Here is a 22,787-nt window from a genome sequence, read left to right on the forward strand (position 1 = left end):
GTTCCACGCCTCACGCGCCGTCTCCTCGTTGGCGAGGGTTGCGGCGTCGAAGCCGGGGTGGGGGCCGATGCGCGGGTATTGCAGCAGCACCACGCCGGCGACGCCGTCACCGGGGGCCAGAAGCTCGCTGACGGCGCGGTCGAGCAGCTGCCGGTAGGCGGCCGGGTCGGCCTGCGCCTGGGCCAGGTCCCAGCCCCAGGTCCCGATGACCACCTCGGGCCGCACCCGGGCGATCAGGGCGGGCCAGTCGGTCTGCCAGTGGCTCTGGGTCAGACCCCACCACGGCGCGGCGGTGTTGGTCACCCGCACCACCCCCGTCGACTGCAGCAGGGCCGCCAGGCCGGGCTCGGCGTCGTCCATCACGCTGTCGCCGATCACGAGGACGCGCAGCGGGTCGGAGCGGGTCGGAACCCGGGGCAGGCCGAAGGTGACGGGCGAGGCGGCCGGGACGACCGCGACGGCCCCTTCGCCCGGGGAGGGGGGCGCGGCGGCGACGGCGGGAGCCACCGGGACCGAGGCGATGAGCACCGCCGCCGTGGTCGCGCCGATGGCGGCGGGGAGGGCCACCAGCCGTCGCCATCCGGAGAAGGCGCCCCGCCGGACCGGCATCTCGATCAGGTAGTAGCTGGCGGTCGCCACCGCGAAGGTGGCCGCCACCAGCGCGACATCCGCTGCCGGCGCCGGCCAGCTCCTGACGTGGGGCCGGACCAGCGCGAACAGGGGCCAGTGCCAGAGATACAGCCCGTAGGAGATGCGGCCGACCCACCGCAGCGGCCCGAGTGAGAGCAGCCGGCCGGTCGGGCCCCGGTCGGGCCGGCTGACGCTGGCGATCAGCACCGCGGCCAGCACCGCCGCCGCCAGCAGGCCGCCCCGGAACATCCACGGCGGCGGGCCACCGAGCCACGACCACCCGGCCCCGAGAGCGAGGAGGGATCCGGCCCCGGCGGCGTGCAGGGCGGCGGGGCGGCGGGGCTGCCACCGCGGCCGGTTGGCGAGGAGCAGGGCCAGCGCGGCGCCGACCAGCAGCTCGAAGGCCCGGCTGTCGGTCCCGAAGTAGGCGCGGCTGGGATCGCTCGCCCCGTGGGACACGAGGGCCATCGAGGCGACCGACCACCACGCCAGCAGCACCGTGACCCCGAGGGCGGCCTTGCGCCACGAGCGGCCCGCCACCGCCACCACCCCGGTGAGCAGCAACGGCCACACGATGTAGAACTGCTCCTCGATCGCCAGCGACCAGGTGTGCTCCAGCGGGGACGGCGCGGCGAACTGGGCGAAGTACGACTGGTGGGCGGCCAGGAAGTGCCAGTTGGCGAAGTAGGCCAGCGCCGCCAGCCCGTCGTTGCGCAGCAGGGCGGGGTTGAGGGCTCCCCCCGCCCGGCCGGCCAGGCCGGCGTACACGCTCAGCGCCACGAGCACGACGAGCAGGGCGGGAAGCAGCCGCCGGGCCCGCCGGGCCCAGAACCTCCGCAGGGAGATGCGGCCGTGGGCGCCGATCTCGCCGGCCAGGAGCCCGGTGATGAGAAAGCCGCTGAGGACGAAGAAGAGGTCGACCCCGAGGTAGCCCCCGCCGGCCCAGCCGATACCGAGGTGGTAGGCGAGGACGGCACCGACGGCCAGGGCGCGCAGGCCGTCGAGGGCGGGCATGTCCTCTACATCGTCACGGCGGGCCCGTCATCAAGGCGCGGAACCGGTCCGGACCCGGTTCAGGCGGAATGGCCGGGCCCGGACCAGATCTTGGTGGTCAGGCCGGAGGGCCGGCCACCAGGGTCACGTCGGCGGTGTGGTGGTTGCCGGACTGGTCCACCCAGCCGACCGACACCGTCTCGCCCACCTGGTGCCGGAGGATGGCGGCGCTCAGGCCGGAGGAGTCGCTGATCGTCTGGCCCCCGAGACTCACGATCACGTCCCCGGCCGCCAGGCCGACCGATGCCGCCGGCGAGCCCGAGGTCACCCCCTCGACGAGGGCGCCGGAGCTGACCGGCGCGCTCGGGGTCTGCGAGCCGAACCCGCCGAAGCCCCCGGTCCCCCCGCCGGACTGCGAGCCGCCGGCGTCGCTGACCTCGACGCCCATCAGCGGCCGGGGCCCGATGTGGATGTTCCCGCCGGCCTTGCCGGCGCTGATCTTCTGGGCGATCGGCAGCGCGGTGTTGATCGGGATGGCGAAGCCGGCGTCGGAAGGACCCTGCCGGGAGCGGAAGCCCCCACCGAACGCCGCCGCCGTGTCCATGCCGACGACCCGGCCGTGGGCGTCGACCAGCGGGCCGCCCGAGTCCCCGGACTGGATCGGGGCGTTGAACTGGATCAGGCCCTTGAGGGTCTCACCGGGAGTGATGTCCCCCTGCACGGTGATGGTCTGGTCGAGGGCGGTGACCGTTCCCTCGGTGGCCTGCGGCGTGCCGCCCTGGCCCAGGGCGTTGCCGATGGCCACCACCGGGGTGCCGACGGCCAGGGACGAGGAATTGCCGAGCGTCGCCGTCCTGAGCCCCGACGCGCCCTGCAGCTGGACTACCGCGACGTCGTCGACCACGTCGTAGCCCACGACCTTCCCGGTGTAGGTCCGGCCGGTGCCGCCGATCTGGGCCCGGATGGTCTGGGCGTCGGCGATCACGTGGTTGTTGGTCAGCACCACGCCGCCCGAGGTCAGCACGATGCCGGTCCCGGCCGCCCGCCCACCGCCGGCCAGGGTGGTGTTGATGTCGACCACGGCGGGATCCACCTTGCTCGCCACGGCGTTGGCGTCGATCCCCGAGGTCGGGGCCACGGTGGTCGGGGTGCCGGCCCCGACCCCGCCTCCGACGCCGCCCCCACCTCCGCCGCCGAGGGACGGGATGGTGGGGAGCACGGAGGGCTGGAAGGCGCTCGGGGACGAGTGGTCGTGCACGGCCACGCCGATGGCGGCGCCGAGACCACCCGACGCCAGGACCAGGGCCACAACGGCCAGGCCGACGGCGGTGCGCCGCCACGCCTGCCGCCCCCCGCCCGGGCCGGATCCGGCCGGCGCCGGGGGCACCCATTCCCCGCCGGGGGGCGGGGGGTAGAGCCAGTCCCCGGAGCTCCAACCGCCGGGAAGGACCGGCTGCTCGGCCGTCGGCCGCTCTCCGGGCCGGGCCTCTTGTTCATCCGGCTCCCACGTGGGGTTGTCCGACACGGTCCTTCGTCTCCTCTGGGTCTCGCTGGGGGCAGTCTCGCCGCGCTGGTTGGGAGCCGCCTGTGAGTCTCCTGGGCCGCCCCGCATTTCCGGGGATTCACAGGGCTTTCTCAGGAATGGTCCAGGGTGCACCCATCCAGGGGCGGTTACCTCGCCAGGACGATCCGGTCGAGGAGGACGTTTTGGCGACCACCGTGGCCGGCGCCGAGGATGCCCTGGCGCCGACGGAGGAGCAGTTTGTTCCCGCCCGCCCGCGGCGGCGGTGGCTCGCGCCCGTGCGGGTCCTGGCCCGGCGGCGCTGGTTGGCGCTGGTGGCGGTGCTGGCGCTGATCGGCGCCGGTGTCGGGATCTACCTCTCGACGGGCAGCTCGGCCCCCACCTTCAGGACGGTGGCGGCGTCGCTCGGGACCATCCGCCAGGAGATCTCGACCAGCGGGACCATCGCCGACATCAACCAGGCCAACCTCAACTTCGGCGTGTCCGGCCTGGTGCAGAGCGTCGCCGTGGCGGTGGGCCAGAAGGTGGGGGCCGGGCAGGTCCTGGCCCGAGAGGACACCACCAGCCTGCAGGCGTCCCTCGACAGCGCCCAGGCCAACGTGGCGAGCGCCACGTCCAAGCTGGACACCGACCTGCAGGGAGCGACGACCCAACAGCTGACCAGCTCCCAGGGCCAGGTGGCCACGGCCCGGCTGGCGCTGGCGACGGCGCAGCAGGGCGTCGTCACCGCCCAGCAGTCCAACGCCCAGGCCCTGTCCACGGCCCAGGCGGCGGTGCAGTCGGCCGAGACCACGCTCTCCGACGACCAGGCGACCTCCGAACAGGACCAGTCGACCCTCTCCGCCGCGCAGCAGAAGGAGGCCAACGACTGCCAGGGTGACGCGTCCGGAGCGTCGTCGGGCTCGGGCACCTCGGGGTCAGGCCCCTCCGGGTCGTCGGGCTCGGGCAGCGCCGGGTCCGCCTCGTCGTCGCAGTGCAGCGCCGACCAGAGCACGGTCGCGACCGATCAGTCCAAGGTCAACCAGGACCAGCAGACGGTGGGCAAGGACCAGACCGCGGTGCAGTCGGCGCAGCAGTCCCTCCAGTCCACCCAGCTCAAGAACACCCAGAGCCTGCAGCAGGCCCAGAACCAGGTGGCCAGCGCCCAGCTGTCCCTCGACAACGCCCAGTCCTCGTTGACCGCCCTGCAGACGTCGGTGACGCCGGCCCAGCTCGAGGCGGACCGGGCCTCGGTGGCCTCGGCGCAGGCGGGCCTGGCGACGGCGCAGGACAACATGGACAACGCCACGATCGCCTCCCCGATCGCAGGCACGGTCGCGGCGGTCAACATCACCACCGGCCAGAGCGCGAGCGGCGGGGGCAGCTCCGGCTCGTCGTCGGGATCGGGGTCCGGGGGCTCAGGAGCGAGTTCGCCCAGCAGCGCCCTGTCGTCGCTGCTCGGGGGGTCGTCGTCGTCCAGCTCGAGCAGCTCGTCGTCGTCCAGCGCCATCGTCGTGGTCAGCCCCGGCGCCTACGCGGTCAGCACCAGCGTCAGCGACTCGGAGATCGGCGAGGTGAAGGTCGGCGACCAGGCCATCATCACCCCCGACGGCTCCACCGCCCCGGTCTTCGGCACCGTCAGCACCGTCGGCCTCCTGGCCACGAGCAGCAGCGGCGTGGCGACCTACCCGGTGACCATTGCCGTGACCGGCAGTCCCGGCGGCCTGTACTCCGGAGCCGGGGCCAGCGTGGCCATCGTGATCGAGCAGTTCACCAACGTGTTGACCGTGCCCTCCAGCGCCGTACACACCCTCGGGGCGCGCAGCTTCGTGTACCTGCTCCAGAACGGCAGGGAGGTGGCGCAGGCGGTCACCGTCGGCGGGGCGGGCAACGGACTGACCCAGATCACGTCCGGTCTGCAGTCCGGCCAGCCCGTGGTCCTGGCCACCCTGAGCTCCTCGCTGCCGACCGGCCGGTCGGGCACCACGACGGGCCGCGGCGGCCGGGGGGGTGCAGGCGGCTTCGGTGGCCTCGGCGGCGGGGCCGGCGGAGGCGGCGGCGCCTTCTTCGGTGGCGGCGGGGGTGGCGCCGGCGGCGGCGGTCTGGGAGGCGGCGGCCTGCGTCAGTTCACCGGTGGCGGCGGTGGTTGACGCCGGCGGCCCGACGGCGGTCCTCGACCCGGCCGCCCTCCCCCGGCCCGGGGCGGTGCCGGGGCCACGGCCCATCATCGAGCTCGACGGGGTGCGCAAGGTCTACCGCTCCGGGACGCTTTCGGTGGAGGCGCTGCGCGGCGTCTCGTTGCGCATCGACGAGGGCGAGCTGGTGGCCATCATGGGCCCGTCCGGCTCCGGCAAGTCGACGCTCATGCACATCATCGGCTGCCTGGACGTGGTGACCTCGGGGACCTACCTGCTGTCGGGCCAGGACGTAGGCCGCATGAACGAGGTCGAGCTGGCGACGGTGCGCAACCGGCGCATCGGGTTCGTCTTCCAGCAGTTCAACCTGCTCGCCAGTCTCACGGCGTGGCGCAACGTCGAGCTGCCGCTCGTCTACGCCGGCGTGCCGCGGGCCGACAGGCGGACGCGGGCCATCGAGGCGCTCGGGCGGGTGGGCCTGGCCGACCGCGTCGACCACCGCCCCGGTGAGCTCTCGGGCGGACAGCAGCAGCGGGTGGCCGTGGCCCGGGCGCTGGTGACCGATCCCGCCGTCGTGCTGGCCGACGAGCCGACGGGGAACCTGGACTCGACGTCGAGCGGGGACATCCTGGCGCTGTTCACCGAGCTGCACGCCGCCGGTCGGACCATCGTTCTCATCACCCACGAGCCCGACGTGGCCGACGTGGCCCAGCGCGTCGTCCGGATGCACGACGGGCGGGTCCAGTGAGCCGGTCCGGGGCGCGGCGTTGAGCTGGCTCGAGACCCTCCGCACGGGAGCGGAAGCCATTGTCAGCCACCGGCTGCGCTCGGCCCTCACCATGCTCGGCATCCTCATCGGCATCGCCGCCGTCATCCTCACCGTCGGTCTCGGGGAGGGGGCGTCGTCGAGCGTGAACTCGGCCATCTCGGCCCTGGGCTCGAACCTCCTGACGGTGACTCCGGGCTCGTCCACCTCCGGTGGGATCCGCGGCGGCCTGGGGACCTCGACGGCGCTCACCGTGGCCGATGCGGACGCCCTGGCCAACCGGCGCGACTGCCCCGATGTCGGGGCGGTGGCGCCGATCAGCCAGCGCAGCGCCGTGCTGATCAACGGCTCCACCAACTGGACCACGACGGTGGTCGGGTCGAGCCCGGGCTGGATGCCGGTGCGGGGCCGCCAGATGGCCGAGGGGAGCTTCTTCACCTCCGCCGACGTGAGCCAGGCCAGGCCCGTCGCGGTGCTGGCCCCGACCACCGCCAGCGAGCTCTACGGATTCGTCGACCCGGTCGGCAGCTCGTTGGTCATCGGCGGCCAGTCGTTCACCGTCGTGGGTGTGCTGACTCCGCAGGGCTCGTCGGGTTCCAGCGGGACCACCCAGGACGACCAGGCGATCGTGCCGATCTCCACCTACCAGCAGCGCCTCACCGGGATCTTCGGGCGCAACTCGGTCTCGTCGATCCAGCTCACCGCCCTGTCGAAGGACACGCTCTCGGCCGCCTACCAGGAGGCCGACGACCTGCTGCTCAACGAGACGGGGGCCACCACGCCGGCCGCCGCCAACTTCACCATCACCACCCAGGACCAGATCCTGTCCACCGCCACGTCGGTCGACCACACCCTGACGATCCTGCTCGGCGGCATCGCCGCCATCTCCCTCCTCGTCGGGGGGATCGGGGTGATGAACATCATGCTGGTGTCGGTCACCGAGCGGGTCCGGGAGATCGGGTTGCGCAAGGCCCTCGGCGCCACCCCGGCGGTCATCCGCCGGCAGTTCCTGGTGGAGGCCGCCGTGCTCGGCCTCGCCGGGGGGGTCGTGGGACTCCTGCTCGGCCTCGCCGGCGCGACCGGCCTGCCCCACGTCATCTCCAACCCGATCGTCATATCGGCCCCGGCCGCGGTCGCCGCCGTGGCGGTGTCACTCGGCATCGGGCTCGGGTTCGGCGTCTACCCGGCCACCCGCGCCGCCCGCCTGGCTCCGATCGACGCCCTCCGCAACGAGTGACGATCCCCGTCAAGAACCCCCCGGATACCCGAAGAAGGAAGAACAACCGATGAGGATGTCCCCCCGCCATCTGTCCGTCCCGGCTCTCGTCGGGCTGCTCGGCGCCGCGGCGGCGGCGTGCGGCGGCGGCTCGCCCACGGCCACCACCGGGACCACCCAGGCGGCGGCGCGCCCGTCCTCCAGCGGAACGGGCGCGCCGCAGGCCCCGCCCGGCGTGTCGGGGCAGGTGGCGGCGGTAAACGGATCGGTCCTGGAGGTTCAGGACCCGACCACCGGCCAGACGACGGTGAACCTCAACGGATCGACGGTCATAACCCAGACCGTGACCGTCACCTCCTCGGCCCTGGCGGTCGGGCAGTGCGTGACGGCCTCGGGCACCAAGACCTCGGCCGGCCCGGTGGCCGCCACGACCGTCACCATCGACGCCGTGGTGTCGGGATCGTGCGCCGGGGGCCCGGGAGCCGCCTTCGGCGGGGGACCGGGCGGAGGGTTCGGCGGCGGGGCCGGCGGCTTCGGCGGGCGGAGGGCCGGCACGGGGGGCGCGGCCGGCGGGAGCACCACCCGCACGACGCTGTCGGCGGCGCAGCGGGCCCAGCGCCAGGCGCAGCTCGCCAACGTGGGCGTGTCCGACGGCAAGATCACCGCGATCAACGGCACGACCGTCGAGGTCACCGTCCCGCCTCCCCCCAGCACCACGAGCACGACGAGCACCACCCGCGCCCGCGGGGGAGCCCGGTTCCGGCTGACCCCCGCCGCCAGCTTCACCTACACGTCCTCGACCCGCTTCATGGAGACCCGCGCCGCCACCGCCTCAGCGGTGATCGTCGGTGACTGCGTGACAGCGTTCGGCCCGTCCGACACCACCGGGGCGGTGACCGCCCAGCGGCTCATGATCCGGCCCGCCGGCCCCAACGGCTGCTCCACCGGGTTCGGCGGCGGAGGCTTCGGGCGTGGCGGTGGCGGAGGCGCCGGGACCGGTGGCGCGCCGGGCACCGGCACCGGGGCATGAGGTTGCGCCTCGGCGGCCGCGCCGGCGCGGCCGTGATCGTCGCCGTGGGGGCGCTCGGCGCCGGATGGGGCGGCTTCGCTCCTGCGGCGGGCGCGGCCTGTGCATCCCCGGGCCCGGCCGACAGCGTGGCCCCGACCCAGGGGACGCCTCAGACCACGAAGATCGGCACCGCGTTCCCACAGTCGCTCCAGGTCACCGTCTATGACGACGGCGGGTGCCCGATCTCCACGCCCACCTCGGTGACCTTCACCGCCCCGTCGACCGGCGCCAGCGGGATCTTCCAGCTGTCGCAGACCACCACCTACACGGTCGGGACCCAGAACGGGGTGGCCAGCGCGGGGACCTTCACGGCCAACAACACGGCGGGCAACTACCTCGTCAACGCCACGGCCACGGTGAACGGCGTCACCTCCACGGGATCGTTCAACCTGACCAACACGTCGGCGGGGGTGACGGCGAACATAATTCCGACCTCGGGCGGCAACCAGACGGCAACCGTCGGCTCCCCGTACGGCGGCCCGCTGCAGGCCGAGGTGGTCGACGCCAACGGGAACCCGGTCCAGAACGTGAACGTCACCTTCACGGTCCAGGCCGGGTCGGGAGGAGCGGGGGCCACGTTCAACCCGGGAGGTGGCACCGCCACCGAGCCGACCACCTCCTCGGGCATCGCCACGTCCCCGGTGCTCGATGCCAACCAGGTGGCGGGCTCGTTCTCGGCCTCCGCCAGCACCCCGGGCATCACCGGCACCGCCGCCTATCAGCTGACCAACCTGGCCTCGGCGCCCGCCGCCATCTCGCCGGGGTCCGGGTCCTCGCAGGCCACGCCGGTCAACAAGCCGTTCCCCGTGCCGCTCTCGGTGACCGTCACCGACGCCCAGAAGAACCCGGTGACGGGTGCGTCGGTCTCGTTCAGGGCGCCGGGGCACGGAGCCAGCGGCACCTTTGCCGGGGGAGGGACGACGGTGACGGTGCCCACCGACTCGTCCGGCGTGGCGGTGGCCCCGACGTTCACCGCCAACGGGACACCGGGCGGATACATCGTCACCGCCTCGGTGACCGGGGTCAGCTCGGCGGCGGCGTTCTCACTGGTCAACCAGGCCCCGGGAGCGGCGTCCACCGGGTACTGGCTCGTGTCGTCCGACGGCGGGGTGTTCAGTTACGGCACCGCCGGCTTCTTCGGGTCGGCGGGGGCGCTGCACCTGCGGGCGTCGATCGTCGGCATGGCCTCGACCCCGGACGGGCGGGGCTACTGGCTGGTGGCCTCCGACGGCGGGGTGTTCACCTACGGGGACGCCCGGTTCGCCGGCTCGGCGGGCAGCCTGCCGCTCTCGGCCCCGATCACGGGCATGGCCGCCGCCCCGGACGGGGCGGGGTACTGGCTGGTGGCGGCCGACGGCGGGGTGTTCGGGTACGGCAGCGCCGGCTTCCACGGCTCGGCCGCCTCCTCCGGGGACCGCCTGGTCCGGGCTCTGGCGGCGGGCCCGGGTGGGGCCGGCTACTGGCTCGCTGACGCCGCGGGCATCGTCTACGGCTACGGGGACGCTCCGGTGTCGGGCTCACCGGCGGGGTCGGGAACCGTCCTCGCCTCTCCGATCGTGGGGATGACCGCGCCGCACTAGCCATCTGTCAATCCGTGCCACCGTCCGTCAGGACTATTGAGCCCGGCCCTCCCGGTACCGAAGCTCAATGGTGGTCAAGCTTTGGGGCGCCCGCCGGGCCGGGGGAGCGGGAATCGGCGCGTACCTGGCCGCCATCTTCGCCGTCTGCCTGCTGTCGCTGGGGGCGATCATCGGCTACTCGGCCCGCTCCGCCTTCCAGCGCGAGCAGGGACGGGCCGTCGGCCAGGTGCAGTCGACGGCGCAGTTTGCCGCCGCCGGCCTGGCCAGCCAGCTGAGCACCCTGCCGACCTTCCTGCGGGCCATAGCCGTCCAGCCGGCGGTGGCGGCGCTGGAGCCCGCGTCCTGTGACAGCGCCCTGGCGTCGTACCGCCGCTTCGGGCTCGGCTTCGTGAGCGTGGTCCGCGCCGACGGCACCGTCGTCTGCACCTCCGAGCCCCGGTTGGCCTCGGTGCCCGCCCCGTACGCCGGCCAGGTCTGGTTCGGGCGCGCCCTGCGGGGCCAGGGCGTCGACGGGACCGTCACCACCAACCCCCTGACCGGCCGGCCCGCCTTCGTGGAGGCCCAACCGATCGGAGACGCCACGGGCGGAGCGCCTGCCCCCGCCGCGCTCGTCGCCACCCTCGATCCCTCCTTCCTGAGCCTGGGGGCCCAGGCGCCCCTGCGGGCGTCGGATACCGAGCTGCTGGTGCTCGACCCGTCCCGGCACCTGATCCTCAGCGCGTCCGGGTCCGACCAGCGCTACGTCGGCCGCAGCCTGGCGCGGACCGCCCTCGGCCGTCCCCTGCCCGGCGTCACCGCCGCCGGGCCGGACGGGGTCGACCGGATCTACGCCGAGGCGCCCGTGCCGGGCGCGGGCTGGCACGTCGTGGCCGGGGTGCCCTCGGCCCGGGCCCTGGCTTCCGCCTGGGACGAGCTGTGGCGCAACCTCGGGCTCGGCGCCGCCACCCTCGCCGTGGTCGCCGTTCTGGGTCTGCAGCTCCGCCGGCGGATCTCCCGGCCGCTGCGGTCGCTCACCGCGACCATCGAGCGTTCCGGTCAGGGCGGCCCCGACGTGTGCGCCCAGGTGGAGGGCCCCGCCGAGCTGGCCCGGGTGGCGGAGGCCTTCAACACCATGCTCGAGGAGCGGCGCGAGTTCGAGGCGTTCCTGGCGCACCTGGCCTGTCACGACGGGCTCACCAGCCTGCCCAACCGCAGCCTGCTCGTGGACCGGCTGGCGCGGGAGCTGGACGAGGAGACGGGGCCGGACGGACGGAAGGGGGCGGTCGTCGTCGCCTTCCTCGACCTCGACCGCTTCAAGCTGATCAACGACAGCTACGGCCACTCGTTCGGGGACCAGATGCTCATGCTCCTGGCGGCGCGGCTGCAGGACGCGGCCCTGGACGGCGAGGTGGTCGGCCGCTTCGGCGGCGACGAGTTCGTCGTGATCAGCCCCGACCTCACCGGCGACCCGTCGGCCCTCGCCGAGCGGGTCACCGCCGCCCTGGTCCAGCCCTTCGACGTCGCCGGCCAGGAGATCTTCCTGTCGGGCAGCGTCGGGATCGCCACCTCTGCCTCGGGCCGCGACCCCGAGACGCTGCTGGCCGAGGCCGACGCCGCCATGTACCGGGCCAAGGAGGGCGGCCGTCCCTACGCCGTGTTCGACGCCGGCATGCGTTCGTCCGCCGCGGCCCGCCTCAGCATCGAGGCCGGCCTGCACCGGGCGGTGGAGCGCTCGGAGCTGGTGCTGCACTACCAACCGGCGGTGCGCCTGGCCGACGGCGCCCTGTCCGGGGTGGAGGCGCTGGTGCGCTGGCACCGCCCCGGGGAGGGCCTGGTCCCGCCGCTCGACTTCATCCCGGTGGCCGAGCAGACCGGGCTGATCGTCCCCATCGGCGCCTGGGTGCTGGAAGAGGCGTGCCGCCAGCTGGCGGTGTGGCGGGAGGAGCTGACCGCCCACGGCCTCACGGTCGCGGTGAACGTGTCGGCTCGCCAGCTGACCCACCCCGGCTTCGTCGCCTTCGTGGCGCGCGTGCTGGAGTCGACCGGACTGCCGGCCAGTGCGCTGACCCTCGAGATCACCGAGTCGGCCCTGATCGACGACGTCGGGCAGGGCGCCGCCACTCTGGCCGCCCTGCGGGACATGAGCGTGGGGGTGGCCGTCGACGACTTCGGCACCGGGTACTCGTCGCTGAGCTACCTCCAGCAGTTCCCGGTGGACGATCTCAAGATCGACCGATCCTTCATCTCCCGCCTGGGATCCACCATCGATGGTGAGGCCGTCCTCCGCTCACTCATCGACCTCGGCCATTCCCTCGGCATGAAGGTCGTGGCCGAGGGCGTCGAGGTGGCCGACCAGCTCCTGTCGCTGCGCCGGATGGGCTGCGACGTGGCGCAGGGGTTCTACATCTCCCGGCCCGTGCCCGCTCCCGAGTTGGAGCTGGCGCTGGCTCAGGGACGGGTGTGGGAGCTCACGCCGGCGCCGGCGCACTGACCGGCGTCTCCGCCTCCGTCACTCCCAGGACCGCCGCCAGCCACTCCCGCATCTCCCGCCGGCACCGGCGCGCCAAGGGCGCCGTGGGGGCAAAGCCGTCGAACCCGTGCGGCGCCCCCGGATACACGTGCAGCTCGGTGGGCACTCCGGCATGGTTCAGGCGCTGGGCGTACTCGATGTCCTCGTCGCAGAACCCGTCCATCGTGCCCACGCACACGAAGGCCGGGGGAAGCCCGGTGAGATCGGTGGCACGCGTGGCCGCCGCGTACGGCGGGATCTGCTCGGTCCCGTGGAGCGGGCCGAGGTAGGAGCGCCACCCGAACTCGTTGTTGGCCGGGCTCCAGATCGGCACGTCCCAGCTGCTCGACGGCGTGACCCGACGGTCGTCGATCATCGGGTAGATCAGCATCTGGAATGCGAGGTCGAGCTGGCCACGGTCCCTCGTGAGCAGGGCCAGGCCGGCGGCCAGGCCGCCTCCCGCGCTGGCCCCCGCAATCCCCACGCGCGTGCGGTCGATGCCGAGCTCGCCGGCGTGGTCGAAGACCCAGGCCAGCCCGGCGTAGCAGTCCTCGAGGGGACCCGGGTACGGGGTCTCGGGCGCCAGGCGGTACTCGACCGACACACCGACGATGCCCAGGCGCGGGCACCACTGGTCGAAGCGCAGGTCCTCCATCTCGTAGGTGCCGAGCACGTATCCGCCGCCGTGGATCGAGTACACACACGGAAGGGGGCCGGTCAGTCCCTTGGGGGTGTGCACGCGCAACACGACGTCGGGCCCGCCTTCGGGACCGCGCACGGTGTGGTCGACGCGCTCGACATCATCGGACAGCTGGATCTGGTCACCGAAGGCGAGGCGCTGGGCGCGGATGGCGGGCAGGCTCTCGGCGGTGAGCTCACCGACCAGCACCGGCATCTGGGCCAGCACGGCGGCGATGGTGGGGTCGATGGCGCGCTCGACGGACATGGCCGGCGATTCTACGGGACTCGGTAGCGTGCCGCCGTGGTGCCGTCCCGCTCCACCCGCTCCGCGCCCGCCGGCCTCCTGCTGGCCCCTGGCGCCGGCGCCGGCTCCGACCAGCCCGCGCTCGTCGCCGTGGACCGGGCCGCGTCCGCCGCCGGCGTGACCGTCGAGCGCATGGACTTCCCGTACCGGCTGGCCGGGCGGCGCAGCCCGGACCGCCCGGACGTGCTCGAGGGGGCGGTGCGCGACCGCGCCGAGGCGCTGGCGGCGCAGCTCGGCGTGGGAACCGAGCGGCTCGTCCTCGGCGGACGGTCGATGGGCGGGCGCATCTGCTCCCAGGTCGTGGCGGCGGGGCTGCCGGCGGCGGGGCTGGCGCTGATCAGCTACCCGCTGCACCCGCCCGGCCGGCCCGACCGGCTGCGCACCGGGCACCTGCCCGCCCTGACGGTTGCGTGCCTGTTCCTGTCCGGGACGCGCGACGCCTTCGGTACGCCCGACGAGCTGACCGCCGCCACATCCGTCATCCCGGGACCGGTCACCCACGTGTGGGTCGAGGGCGGGGACCACGGGCTGCGCCGGCGCGACGACCAGGTGGCGGCGGCGGTGGCGGAGTGGCTGGCGTCCCTCGGACCGCCGCCCTGATGGGCACCGGCTCGGAGATCCCTAGGCTACGACAGTGACGGCCCCGCCGGGATTCGAGGTGGTGTGCGAGATCCAACCCCCGACACGGCCCGACCTGATGATGGTGCGCCACCAGATCGGGGTGATGAGCCGCATCGCCTCGGGCTTCCTCATCCCCGACAACCACCTGGGGCGGGCCACCGTGTCCAGTGTCGCCGTCGCTCACGAGGTCGACCGCATGGGCGGGCGCGCCGTGGCGTGCCTCAACGCGCGTGACCGGAACCTGCTCGGGTTCCGGCGCGATCTGCTCACCGCCGCCGCCTACGGCGTCGACGAGTTCCTGTTCGTCTACGGGGATGCGCCGACTTCGGGGGCCAGGACCGGAGAGCTGACCGTGCGCGCCATGGTCGAGGAGCTGCGTCGGTTCCCCGCCTTCTCCGCCCACGGGGTCACGACCCGGGTCGGCGTGACCAGCCGCCTCGGCCCGCTGCCGGCGTGGAAGACCGACGCCGACTTCCTGTTCGTCCAGGCGTCCTACCGTCCCGACGCCCTGGCGGCGTGGCGGGAGTCGCTCCACTTCCCGGGGCGGGTCCACGCCGGGGTGCTGGTCCCCCCGAGCGGGGCGCGCGCCCGCAAGTGGGCGGCGGAGATTCCCGAGATCGACGTGCCGGGGGAGTGGATCGACGCGGTGGACCGCGACCCGATGGCGGGCGTGGATCTGGCCTGCGATCTGGTGGCCGAGATAGCCGAGCGGGGCGGCTTCGACGGCGTCCACCTCATCCCGGGTGTCCGCTACCGGGAGGTGTCGGCCCGGCTCGAGGAGTGGATCCGCTGACGCCACGGGCCGGCCTCTGGTCCCCTGCCGGCCACTGAAAGTTCGCCGTTCCCGGGCAGGAGCGGGACCGGGAGACGGCCAACAGTTGTGGCGTGGCCCAGCTAACCCGGCGGTCGGCGCTCGGCGGCATGGCCGCAGGACTGGGCCTGGGTCTGAGCGGACCGGCCGGACGGTTGATCGAGCGGGCGGCGGCCGCTCCGGCCCGGTGCCGGTCGCTCGACGACATCGAGCACGTGGTGATCCTCATCATGGAGAACCGGTCCTTCGACCACCTCCTCGGCAGCTACCGGGGGGTGGCGGGCTTCGCCGACCCGGGGGTACCCCGGCAGCGGGCCCGGGGCGGCCGCCCGGTCTGGTACCAGTACGGGTGGGCGCCGGGGGACGCCACGCCCCACGCGTCGCACTGGCTCCTGCCCTTCCACCTCGACACCGCCGATCCCGGCGCCGACGCCGAGTGCGCCAACGACATCACCCACGCCTGGGTAGCCCAGCACCAGTGCTGGAACGGCGGCGCCATGGACGGTTGGGTGCGGACCCATGTGGCCGCCGACGGGATAGCCGGCGGACCGACGACCATGGGGTACTACCGGCGCCAGGACCTGGCGTTCCTCTACTCGCTGGCCGACGCCTTCACGGTGTGCGACCGGTACCACTGCTCGGTGATGGGTCCGACCGTGCCCAACCGCCTGTATTCGATGTCGGCCACGATCGACCCCGACGGACATCTCGGCGGCGGTCCGGTGGTCGACAACCCGGCCACGGGGCTGCAGCTGGCGTCGGCCACGGCCGACTTCCACTGGAAGACGATGCCCGAGATGCTCGAGGACCACGGCGTCAGCTGGAAGGTGTACCAGCTGGCGGGGTCACAGACGACCGACGAGCTGTCCGACACCGTCCTCTACTACTTCCCGCCGTTCCGCGATCCGAGCTCACCCTTGTTCCAGAAGGGGCTGCTGCCGGCATTCCCGGGTGACTTCCAGAGCGACGTGGCGGCGGGGACACTGCCTTCGGTCTCCTGGATCGTGCCGTCGTCGGCCCTCGACGAGCATCCCCCTGCTCCCGCTCCTCTCGGGCAGCTCGAGGCCACCCGGCAGCTGCTGGCGACACTGGTGGCCAACCCGGCGGTGTGGGAGCGCACGGTGGTCTTCGTCACCTACGACGAGAACGGGGGTTTCTTCGACCACGTGCCTCCTCCCGGCGCCTCACGCGGCACGCCCGGAGAGTGGCTCACCACCAAGCCGGCGGTCGGGAGCAACGTCGCTCCTGACGGGTCCGTCATCGACGGGCCCGTCGGCCTCGGCTTCCGGGTGCCCATGCTGGTGCTCTCACCGTTCACGGTCGGCGGCCTGGTGAGCAGCCGGACCTTCGACCACACCTCGACGCTGCGGTTCCTCGAGTCGCGCTTCGGGGTCGGGGTCCCGAACCTCAGCGCCTGGCGCCGGTCGGTCACGGAGGACCTGACGGGGGCGATCGACTTCGCCGGCCGTGGAGGGAGCGGAGCGGGGTCCGATGTCCTTGCCTCGGCGGGCCCGCAGGTGGCCACCGACGCCGAGCGGATAGCGGTCCAGTGCGCGGAGATGATCCCGGCGGAGGCTGCGCCCCACCCCTACCCGGTCCCCACCCCGCAGTCGGCGCCTTCCCAGGAGCCCGGGCGGGCCCGCCGGCCCAGCGGGCCGGTCTGCGGGGTGGCGCCGGCCGCGAGGTGATCGGCCCCCGGTCCGATCCAGCGGCGTGCCCTCAGGCGTGGGACACTGCGGCCGTGACCACGACGTGGCTTCCCGATCTGCCCCCGGGGGAGACGGACTGGGACCGGGTGGCGGCGCTGTTGCCGGCCGCGTTCGAGGCGGTGGCCGAGCTCCAGCGGACGGTGTGGGCCAGCTTCGACCCGGTGGTGCTCGAACTGGCCCGCCTGCGCACCGCCCAGCTCCTCGGCTTCTCGGCCGGCCTGGCTGTGCGCAGCGCCGCAGCCCGGCGGATGGGTCTGGAGGAGGCCAGGATCTCGGCTCTGGCCGAGTGGCCGACGTCGCCTCTCTTCTCGGACGCCGAGCGGGCCTGTCTGGCTCTGACCGAGCAGTTCGTCATGGACGCCAACGGGGTCACCGACGAGCTGGTCGGAGCCGTGCTGGAGCAGTATTCGGCCGCCGACTGCCACACCTTCGTCAACGCCGTCTCCGCCTTCGAGACGTTCCAGCGGGGATGCCTGACGCTCGGGATCGGCTCCAGCCCGGAAGCGGCGTGGCTCTCCCCACCCCCCAGAGAGGATCCGGCATGACACCGCGCATCCCGCTGCCCACGGACCAGCTGACCAGCCTCGGGATCCCCGACACCGGCTCGCTGTCCCCGGAGATCTCCAAGGTGCGGGGCCGGATCTACCGGGAGACCAACAAGATCAACAGCGTCGACCCGGTGACGACGGAGCTGGTCCGCATGCGCAACGCCCGTTATCAGGCCTGTTTCTTGTGAATGAGCGTCCGCGGCGCAGTTGCGCAGCAGCAGGGAGCTGACGAGAAGCTGTTGGCGGAGGTCGACCACTACGAGGACAGCGAGCTGTCGCCGATCCAGAAGGCCGCCCTCCGCCTGGCCGACGCCTACCTCACCTACCCGGCGGACATGACGGACGAGGTCAGGGCCGAGGTGCTCTCCCACCTGGACTCGGCGCAGGTCGCCGAGCTGGTCCTCAAGCTGATGGGCTTCAGCAGCGACAAGATCATGGTGGCCCTCGGGCTCGACCTCGAAGAGATGACGATCATCCCCCTCTGATCGGGGCGAGGCTCAGGGGACCGGCGGCGCTGCCGATACGGCGGCGTGTCGCGACCGGCGGAGGCCACCACGATCGCGTCGGGCGTCCCTCGCCGGGTGAGGCGTGCGGTCGGGGCGGCGGTCGCCGGCCTGATCCTGGCGGGGGCGGCCCTGAGCGTTGCGGTCCCGGCCCGCCCGGCCACGGCGGCCCCGGCCATTCCGGCCCGCACCGCGTGGATCGAGGGGGACTCGGTCCTGCTGGGCGCCGCTGCCGACACCCAGGCCGATCTGGCCGGTGACGGGTGGAAGGCCACGGTGGCCCCCTTCGGCGGGCTGCAGCTGGTGGCGGCCATCGACGTCTTCCGGAAGGTCCGACCGGAGATGGGCTCGGTCGCGGTCATCGAGCTCGGCAACAACTACGTAGGCGACCCCGGCGCCTTCGGGGCCCAGATCGACCAGGCCATGTCGGTGCTGGCCGGCATGCACGTGATCTGGCTCACCACCGCGCTGTTCGAGCCCCGCCAGTCGGCCATCAACGCCCAGATCTGGGCGGCGGCGCGGCGTTGGCGCAACCTCGAGGTGCTCGACTGGAGCAGCACCGTGCGTGCCGACCCGTGGGCGGTCGGCCCCGACAGGCTGCATCTGACGACCGACGGCCGGTCCCTGATGGCGGTGCTGATCCGGCAGCGGCTGGACGCCTGGTACCGGCAGTACACCGGCCCGGCCCGACCGGTCGTGGCGGCGTTCGGGGGCGCGCCGGGCCTCGGGCCCCTCGGGCAGGTCGCCACCGCGGGCAACGCCGCCGGCATCGGGGCCACGCCCACCGGCCGGGGTTACTGGGTCGCCGGTGGGGACGGCGGGGTCCTCACCTACGGGGACGCCCGTTTCTACGGTTCGGCCGGCGGGCTCCACCTGGCCGCGCCGGTGGTCGGGATGGCCGCCACCCCCGACGGGGGCGGCTACTGGCTGGTGGGGTCGGACGGCGGGATCCTCACCTACGGGGACGCCGGCTTCTTCGGCTCCGCCGGCGCCCTGCCGCTGTCGGCGCCCGTGGTCGGGATGGCCCCCACCCCTGACGGCCGCGGCTACTGGCTGGTGGCCTCCGACGGAGGGGTGTTCAGCTTCGGGACCGCCCGCTACTACGGCTCGGCGGGCGGGATTCACCTGGCCGCCCCCGTCGTCGGGATGGCCGTCACCCCAGACGGCCGCGGCTACTGGCTGGTGGCGTCGGACGGCGGCATCCTCACCTACGGGGACGCCGGCTTCTTCGGCTCCGCCGGCGGCCTGCGCCTCGATTCACCGGTCACGGCCATGGCCGCCGCCCCCGGCGGCCGGGGCTACTGGCTGGTGGCGTCCGACGGCGGGCTGTTCACGTTCGGGGACGCCCGCTTCTCCGGCTCTGCGGTGGGGGCGCCGGCGCCGATGTCGGGCGCCGCCTTCACCGACATGACCGCTCGCCCGGGCGGGGGCTACTGGCTGCTGGGCCAGCAGCCGGACTGACCGGCCTGGTTCGCGAGGGCGCCGGCGGACACGTCCCGGTCAGGACTTACGGGTGGCGAGGAACACCGGGATGACCCGCGACGTCTTGGCCTGGTACTCCTCGTAGGGCGGGTAGGCCGCGACCGCCCGGTCCCACCAGGTCCTCCGTTCGTCACCCTCGAGCTCCCTCACGGTGACGTCGAAGACCTCAGGGCCGTCCTGGAGCCGGACCTCGTCGGGCCGGGCCCGGAGGTTGAACACCCAGACGGGGTGCTTGGGCGCTCCTCCCATCGACCCGACGAGGGCGTAGCCGCCGTCGTGCTCGACCCGCATCACCGGGCTCTTGCGGACCTTTCCGCTCCGGTTGCCGCGATGGGTGACCACGACCACCGGCATCCCGGTGTCGAGCAGGGTGGTGCCGTCCTTCCCACCCGAGCGCTCGTAGGTCTCGACCTGGTCCCGCACCCAGTCCCAGGGGCTCGGGGCGTATTCGCTGTCGTCGTCCATCTGGTCAGGCTACGAGGTCAGGTAGCGGTCGATCACCCGGTGCATGTGGAGGACGTTGCCCTCCTGGCGCGGGTTGAGCCGGAGCCCGCGACATCCTCGGGACCTCATCCCGGCCTGGACCTCGCCGAGGTTGCCGTAATCCTGGTTGGTGATCAGACCCCAGTCCCGCTCCTGCCAGTCGGCGAAGAACTTGCGGGTCGGCATCTTCCACTCGGCACCCGGTCGCGGCCATTCGAGCACCCACGTGTCCTTGATGGAGCTGTCGGGGTTCAGCCCGTTGGGACGCACGCGGAACAGGATGGCACTGCCGGGATACACCGGTCCCACCATGTTCGGGAACCACAGGACGTCGTCGGCGCTCGTCAGCTGGTCGGGCTCGAGCCCGGTCAGGTCGATCCCGCGCGACCGCAGCAGCTCGTACCGGCGCTCTTGGTACAGCTCGAGCAGGCTCCGGCTCCCCGGCTCGAGGGCCCGGACGTCCTCGACGATCGCCCGTTCCTCCTTGAGGAAGGCGCCGCCGAGGCCCGCGACCATGCTGGCCAGGATCTCACCCTCGTCGTACTGATCGGGCCCCAGGCCGAGGCGGGGGCTGGGCCGCAGCTGCCGGCGGGCGTTGGCCAGCCGGCCGTAGTGGGCGTGGACGTCGAACTGCTCGTACTCGAGAGCGACGTCGTCGGTGTAGGGAAGGATCTGGGGGTGCAACCCCTGCACGTGGTAACCCTCGTTGAAGGCGTCCACCACCGCCTTCCAGTTGGCGGGGACGACCGTGGTGAGATAGGCACGGAACCGCAGGTCCTCGAACCGGTAGGCGCGCAGGAGCGCCGGGAGCGGGTCGAGGAACTCCAGCAGCGGCGGAGCGCCGGGGTCGAGGCTCACGAAGACGAACCCGCCCCACACCTCCGCCCGCACCGCGCCGAGACCGAGGTCGGCCGGCAGGGCGGGGAACTCCTGGCGGTCGGGAACGTCGATCAGGCGGCCGTCGAGGCCATAGGTCCAGGCGTGGTAGGGGCACCGGATCCGGTCGTCGGGCAGGCGGCCACAACCCTGGGCCAACCGGGTGCCGCGGTGCAGGCAGGTGTTGTAGTAGGCCCGGATCCCTCCCGACCCGATCCCGCCTGAGCCCTCGCGCACCACGAGGACCGACTGGTCCCCGATCGTGTACTCGAGGTAGTCCCCCCGCTCGGGTATCTCCTCCTCGCGACAGGCGACCTGCCACACCCGGCTCCACAGCCGGTCCATCTCGAGATCGAGGAACTGCCGGGTCGTGTAGCGCTCCTTGGGCAGCAAGCCGTCCTCGTGTACCAGCAGGGCGGCGATGTCGGCGCTGTGCATCCTGCGGGCCCTCCTCCCGGCTCCGCCGGCAATGTAACTGCCCCCGGGCCCACCCCTTCCCGCGGCCGGCTCCCGATCGCCGGGCCGTCGCCTCGGCCATGCTGTCGTCGGTGCGCGTCCACCTCGACACCGACTTTGCCGGGGACACCGATGACGCCGCCGCGCTGGCCCTCCTGCTCGGATCCGATCGGGCCGAGATCACCGGGGTCACGACCGTGGCCGACCCCGACGGGCGCCGGGCCGGCTACGTGCGACGCATGCTGGCCCTCACCGGACAGCAGCACATCCCGGTGGCCGCCGGAGCGGGCGTCTCGTCGACCACGGGCCGGGAGATGGGCGGCCTGCCCGACCACGGCCGCTACTGGGGCGGTGAGCCGGCCCGGCCCGGTCCCGCGGACGAGGAGGGGGCGGTGCGGCTGCTGGCCGCCAGCGTCGATGCCGGAGCGGTCGTGATCGGGATCGGTCCGTACACCAATCTGGCGAGCCTGGAGGCGAGCCGTCCCGGCTCGCTGGCGCGGACGCGCGTGGTGCTGATGGGCGGGTGGGTGCGCCCGCCCGCGCCCGGCCTGCCGCCGTGGGGCCCGGACGTGGACTGGAACGTGCAGTGTGACACCGATGCGGCCCGCCGCGTGTTCGCGGGCGCAGCCGAGGGCGGGCTGGTGCTGGTGACCCTCGGTGCGACCCTCGAGGCCCACCTCCGCGCCGGGCAGTTGGGACGGCTGGAGGACTCCGGGCCGCTGGGGAGGCTCCTGGGCCGCCAGGCCCGGGCCCACGCCGCCGACAACGGCATGACCGGGATGGGAAGGACGCACCCCGGCCTTCCGGACGATCTTCTCAACTTCCAGTACGACCCGGTGGCGTGCGCGGTGGCGCTCGGCTATCCCGTGGTCACCACTGCCGTCCTGCCCCTCTGTCCGGTCGTGGAGGAAGGGGTGCTGCGCTTCGAAGAGGATCGGGACGGCAAGGCGTGTGAGGTCGTGACCGCGGTCGACGGTCCCGCCTTCGACGAGGTGTGGCTGGCCGCCGTCGAGGCTGCCGACGGCCGCGATCAGGATGCTTCGGTGTGATGCGGCGGAGCCTGGTCCGACTGTTGGGATCAGGCTCCGAGGAGCCCACCCGGACGCGGACTGCCATCCGGGTGGGCTCGGTACGGAACCGATATCGGCACGGAGGGGCCTTCCGATGCCGTGGTGCTCGGAGCTGGGATCAGCCCAGCAGCTTGAGAACCAGCTGAGGTGCGGCGTTGGCCTGGGCCAGCATCGACTCACCGGTCTGCATCAGGATCTGCTTCGACGTGAACGTCGTCATCTCCTGAGCCATGTTGGTGTCGGTGATGCTGGAGGCGGCTGCCGTCAGGTTCTGCTGGCCGATCGTCATGTTGGCCACGATGCCCTGGATCTCGTTCTGAGAGGCACCGAGCTTGGCCGACAGGGCGTTGAGGTTCGACAGAGCCGTCTGGACCAGGGTGATCGCCGACTGCGCCGCCGCCGTCGTTCCGACCGAGGCCGCTCCGGTCCCAACGCCGAGGGCGGTGGAGCCGGCCGACGTGATCGTCACCGAGATCTGGTCGAACGTGGCGTTGTACGCCCCGATCTGGAAGGTCCCGGTGTAGGTCCCGTCGAGGAGCTGGGTCTGACCGAACTGGGTGGTATGGGCAATCTGGTCGAGCTCGCTCTGCAGAGCAGAGAACTCCTGCTGGTCGGCCGACTGGGCGGTGGCATCGGCGGCACCGCCGTTGGACGACTGGGTGGCCAGCTGCTCCATGGTCTGCAGGATCTGGGCGGACTGGTTGAGGGCGCCCATCGCCACCTGCAGGACCGACACCGCGTTCTGACCGTTGGAAACGGCCACTCCGTAGCCCCCGGCCTGGTTGTTCAGGTACTGGGAGACGACGAAGCCGGCGGGGTCGTCGGCGGCCGTCTGGACCCGGAGACCCGAGGACAGACGGTTCAT

General features: G+C 73.1%; 20 protein-coding genes. 14 read left to right on the top strand and 6 right to left on the bottom strand.

Annotated elements, in window-relative coordinates; all coding sequences use genetic code 11:
• On the bottom strand, window positions 1–1,644 hold a 1,644-nt coding region (locus tag VFW24_13425; protein ID HEX5267765.1), incomplete at its 3' end, for an acyltransferase family protein.
• A 97-nt stretch (window positions 1,645–1,741) separates the two neighbouring features.
• Entirely contained in the window at window positions 1,742–3,148 is a 1,407-nt protein-coding gene (locus VFW24_13430) for a trypsin-like peptidase domain-containing protein (protein HEX5267766.1), read from the bottom strand.
• 182 nt (window positions 3,149–3,330) lie between these two features.
• Here VFW24_13430 and VFW24_13435 point away from each other — a divergent pair, with 182 nt between their 5' ends.
• The 6 genes from VFW24_13435 to VFW24_13460 all read left to right on the top strand — a co-directional run bounded on the left by VFW24_13435 (window position 3,331) and on the right by VFW24_13460 (window position 12,360).
• Entirely contained in the window at window positions 3,331–5,274 is a 1,944-nt protein-coding gene (locus VFW24_13435; GenBank protein ID HEX5267767.1) for a biotin/lipoyl-binding protein, read from the top strand.
• The gene (locus tag VFW24_13440; protein HEX5267768.1) at window positions 5,195–6,007 is read left to right on the top strand and encodes an ABC transporter ATP-binding protein; all 813 of its coding nucleotides are present in this window, start codon (window positions 5,195–5,197) and stop codon (window positions 6,005–6,007) included. The genes VFW24_13435 and VFW24_13440 overlap by 80 nt, the downstream gene beginning before the upstream one ends.
• A gap of 19 nt (window positions 6,008–6,026) precedes the next feature.
• A complete protein-coding gene (locus VFW24_13445; GenBank protein HEX5267769.1) occupies window positions 6,027–7,262 on the top strand; it encodes an ABC transporter permease in 1,236 nt (411 codons plus the stop codon).
• Window positions 7,263–7,311: 49 nt separating this feature from the next.
• Complete coding sequence (locus VFW24_13450; GenBank protein HEX5267770.1) at window positions 7,312–8,271, top strand: DUF5666 domain-containing protein; 960 nt, start codon at window positions 7,312–7,314, stop codon at window positions 8,269–8,271.
• Entirely contained in the window at window positions 8,268–9,890 is a 1,623-nt protein-coding gene (locus tag VFW24_13455) for a hypothetical protein (protein ID HEX5267771.1), read from the top strand. Before VFW24_13450 ends, VFW24_13455 begins: the two co-directional genes overlap by 4 nt.
• 67 nt (window positions 9,891–9,957) lie before the next feature.
• Window positions 9,958–12,360, top strand: coding sequence for an EAL domain-containing protein (locus VFW24_13460; protein ID HEX5267772.1), 2,403 nt, complete (start codon window positions 9,958–9,960; stop codon window positions 12,358–12,360).
• Here the strand turns inward: VFW24_13460 and VFW24_13465 are convergent.
• Window positions 12,338–13,324, bottom strand: coding sequence for an alpha/beta hydrolase (locus VFW24_13465; protein HEX5267773.1), 987 nt, complete (start codon window positions 13,322–13,324; stop codon window positions 12,338–12,340). The two genes, VFW24_13460 and VFW24_13465, sit on opposite strands and share 23 nt — an antisense overlap.
• 36 nt (window positions 13,325–13,360) lie before the next feature.
• Between VFW24_13465 and VFW24_13470 the strand changes: the two genes are divergently transcribed.
• The 7 genes from VFW24_13470 to VFW24_13500 all read left to right on the top strand — a co-directional run bounded on the left by VFW24_13470 (window position 13,361) and on the right by VFW24_13500 (window position 19,016).
• A complete protein-coding gene (locus VFW24_13470; GenBank protein ID HEX5267774.1) occupies window positions 13,361–13,963 on the top strand; it encodes an alpha/beta family hydrolase in 603 nt (200 codons plus the stop codon).
• 34 nt (window positions 13,964–13,997) lie between these two features.
• Complete coding sequence (locus VFW24_13475) at window positions 13,998–14,777, top strand: hypothetical protein (protein HEX5267775.1); 780 nt, start codon at window positions 13,998–14,000, stop codon at window positions 14,775–14,777.
• Between the two features lie 92 nt (window positions 14,778–14,869).
• Window positions 14,870–16,483, top strand: a complete 1,614-nt coding sequence (locus tag VFW24_13480) for an alkaline phosphatase family protein (GenBank protein HEX5267776.1) — start codon at window positions 14,870–14,872, stop codon at window positions 16,481–16,483.
• Window positions 16,484–16,536: 53 nt separating this feature from the next.
• Entirely contained in the window at window positions 16,537–17,049 is a 513-nt protein-coding gene (locus VFW24_13485; protein HEX5267777.1) for a carboxymuconolactone decarboxylase family protein, read from the top strand.
• Window positions 17,046–17,240, top strand: coding sequence for a hypothetical protein (locus VFW24_13490; protein ID HEX5267778.1), 195 nt, complete (start codon window positions 17,046–17,048; stop codon window positions 17,238–17,240). The genes VFW24_13485 and VFW24_13490 overlap by 4 nt, the downstream gene beginning before the upstream one ends.
• Window positions 17,241–17,537, top strand: coding sequence for a hypothetical protein (locus VFW24_13495; GenBank protein HEX5267779.1), 297 nt, complete (start codon window positions 17,241–17,243; stop codon window positions 17,535–17,537).
• A 96-nt stretch (window positions 17,538–17,633) separates the two neighbouring features.
• Window positions 17,634–19,016, top strand: coding sequence for a hypothetical protein (locus VFW24_13500; protein ID HEX5267780.1), 1,383 nt, complete (start codon window positions 17,634–17,636; stop codon window positions 19,014–19,016).
• A gap of 39 nt (window positions 19,017–19,055) precedes the next feature.
• Here VFW24_13500 and VFW24_13505 read toward each other — a convergent pair whose 3' ends face one another.
• Window positions 19,056–19,502: a nitroreductase family deazaflavin-dependent oxidoreductase gene (locus VFW24_13505; protein HEX5267781.1), complete on the bottom strand. Its 447-nt coding sequence runs from the start codon at window positions 19,500–19,502 to the stop codon at window positions 19,056–19,058.
• A 9-nt stretch (window positions 19,503–19,511) separates the two neighbouring features.
• A complete protein-coding gene (locus VFW24_13510; GenBank protein ID HEX5267782.1) occupies window positions 19,512–20,834 on the bottom strand; it encodes an aromatic ring-hydroxylating dioxygenase subunit alpha in 1,323 nt (440 codons plus the stop codon).
• A gap of 110 nt (window positions 20,835–20,944) precedes the next feature.
• Here VFW24_13510 and VFW24_13515 point away from each other — a divergent pair, with 110 nt between their 5' ends.
• Window positions 20,945–21,901, top strand: a complete 957-nt coding sequence (locus tag VFW24_13515) for a nucleoside hydrolase (protein ID HEX5267783.1) — start codon at window positions 20,945–20,947, stop codon at window positions 21,899–21,901.
• 139 nt (window positions 21,902–22,040) lie between these two features.
• On the opposite strand, the gene VFW24_13520 is transcribed toward VFW24_13515, so the two are convergent.
• The coding region (locus tag VFW24_13520; protein ID HEX5267784.1) for a flagellin at window positions 22,041–22,787 on the bottom strand (747 nt) is incomplete at its 5' end.

Source organism: Acidimicrobiales bacterium (assembly GCA_036273495.1).
In the GTDB taxonomy this organism is placed as follows: domain Bacteria; phylum Actinomycetota; class Acidimicrobiia; order Acidimicrobiales; family JAJPHE01; genus DASSEU01.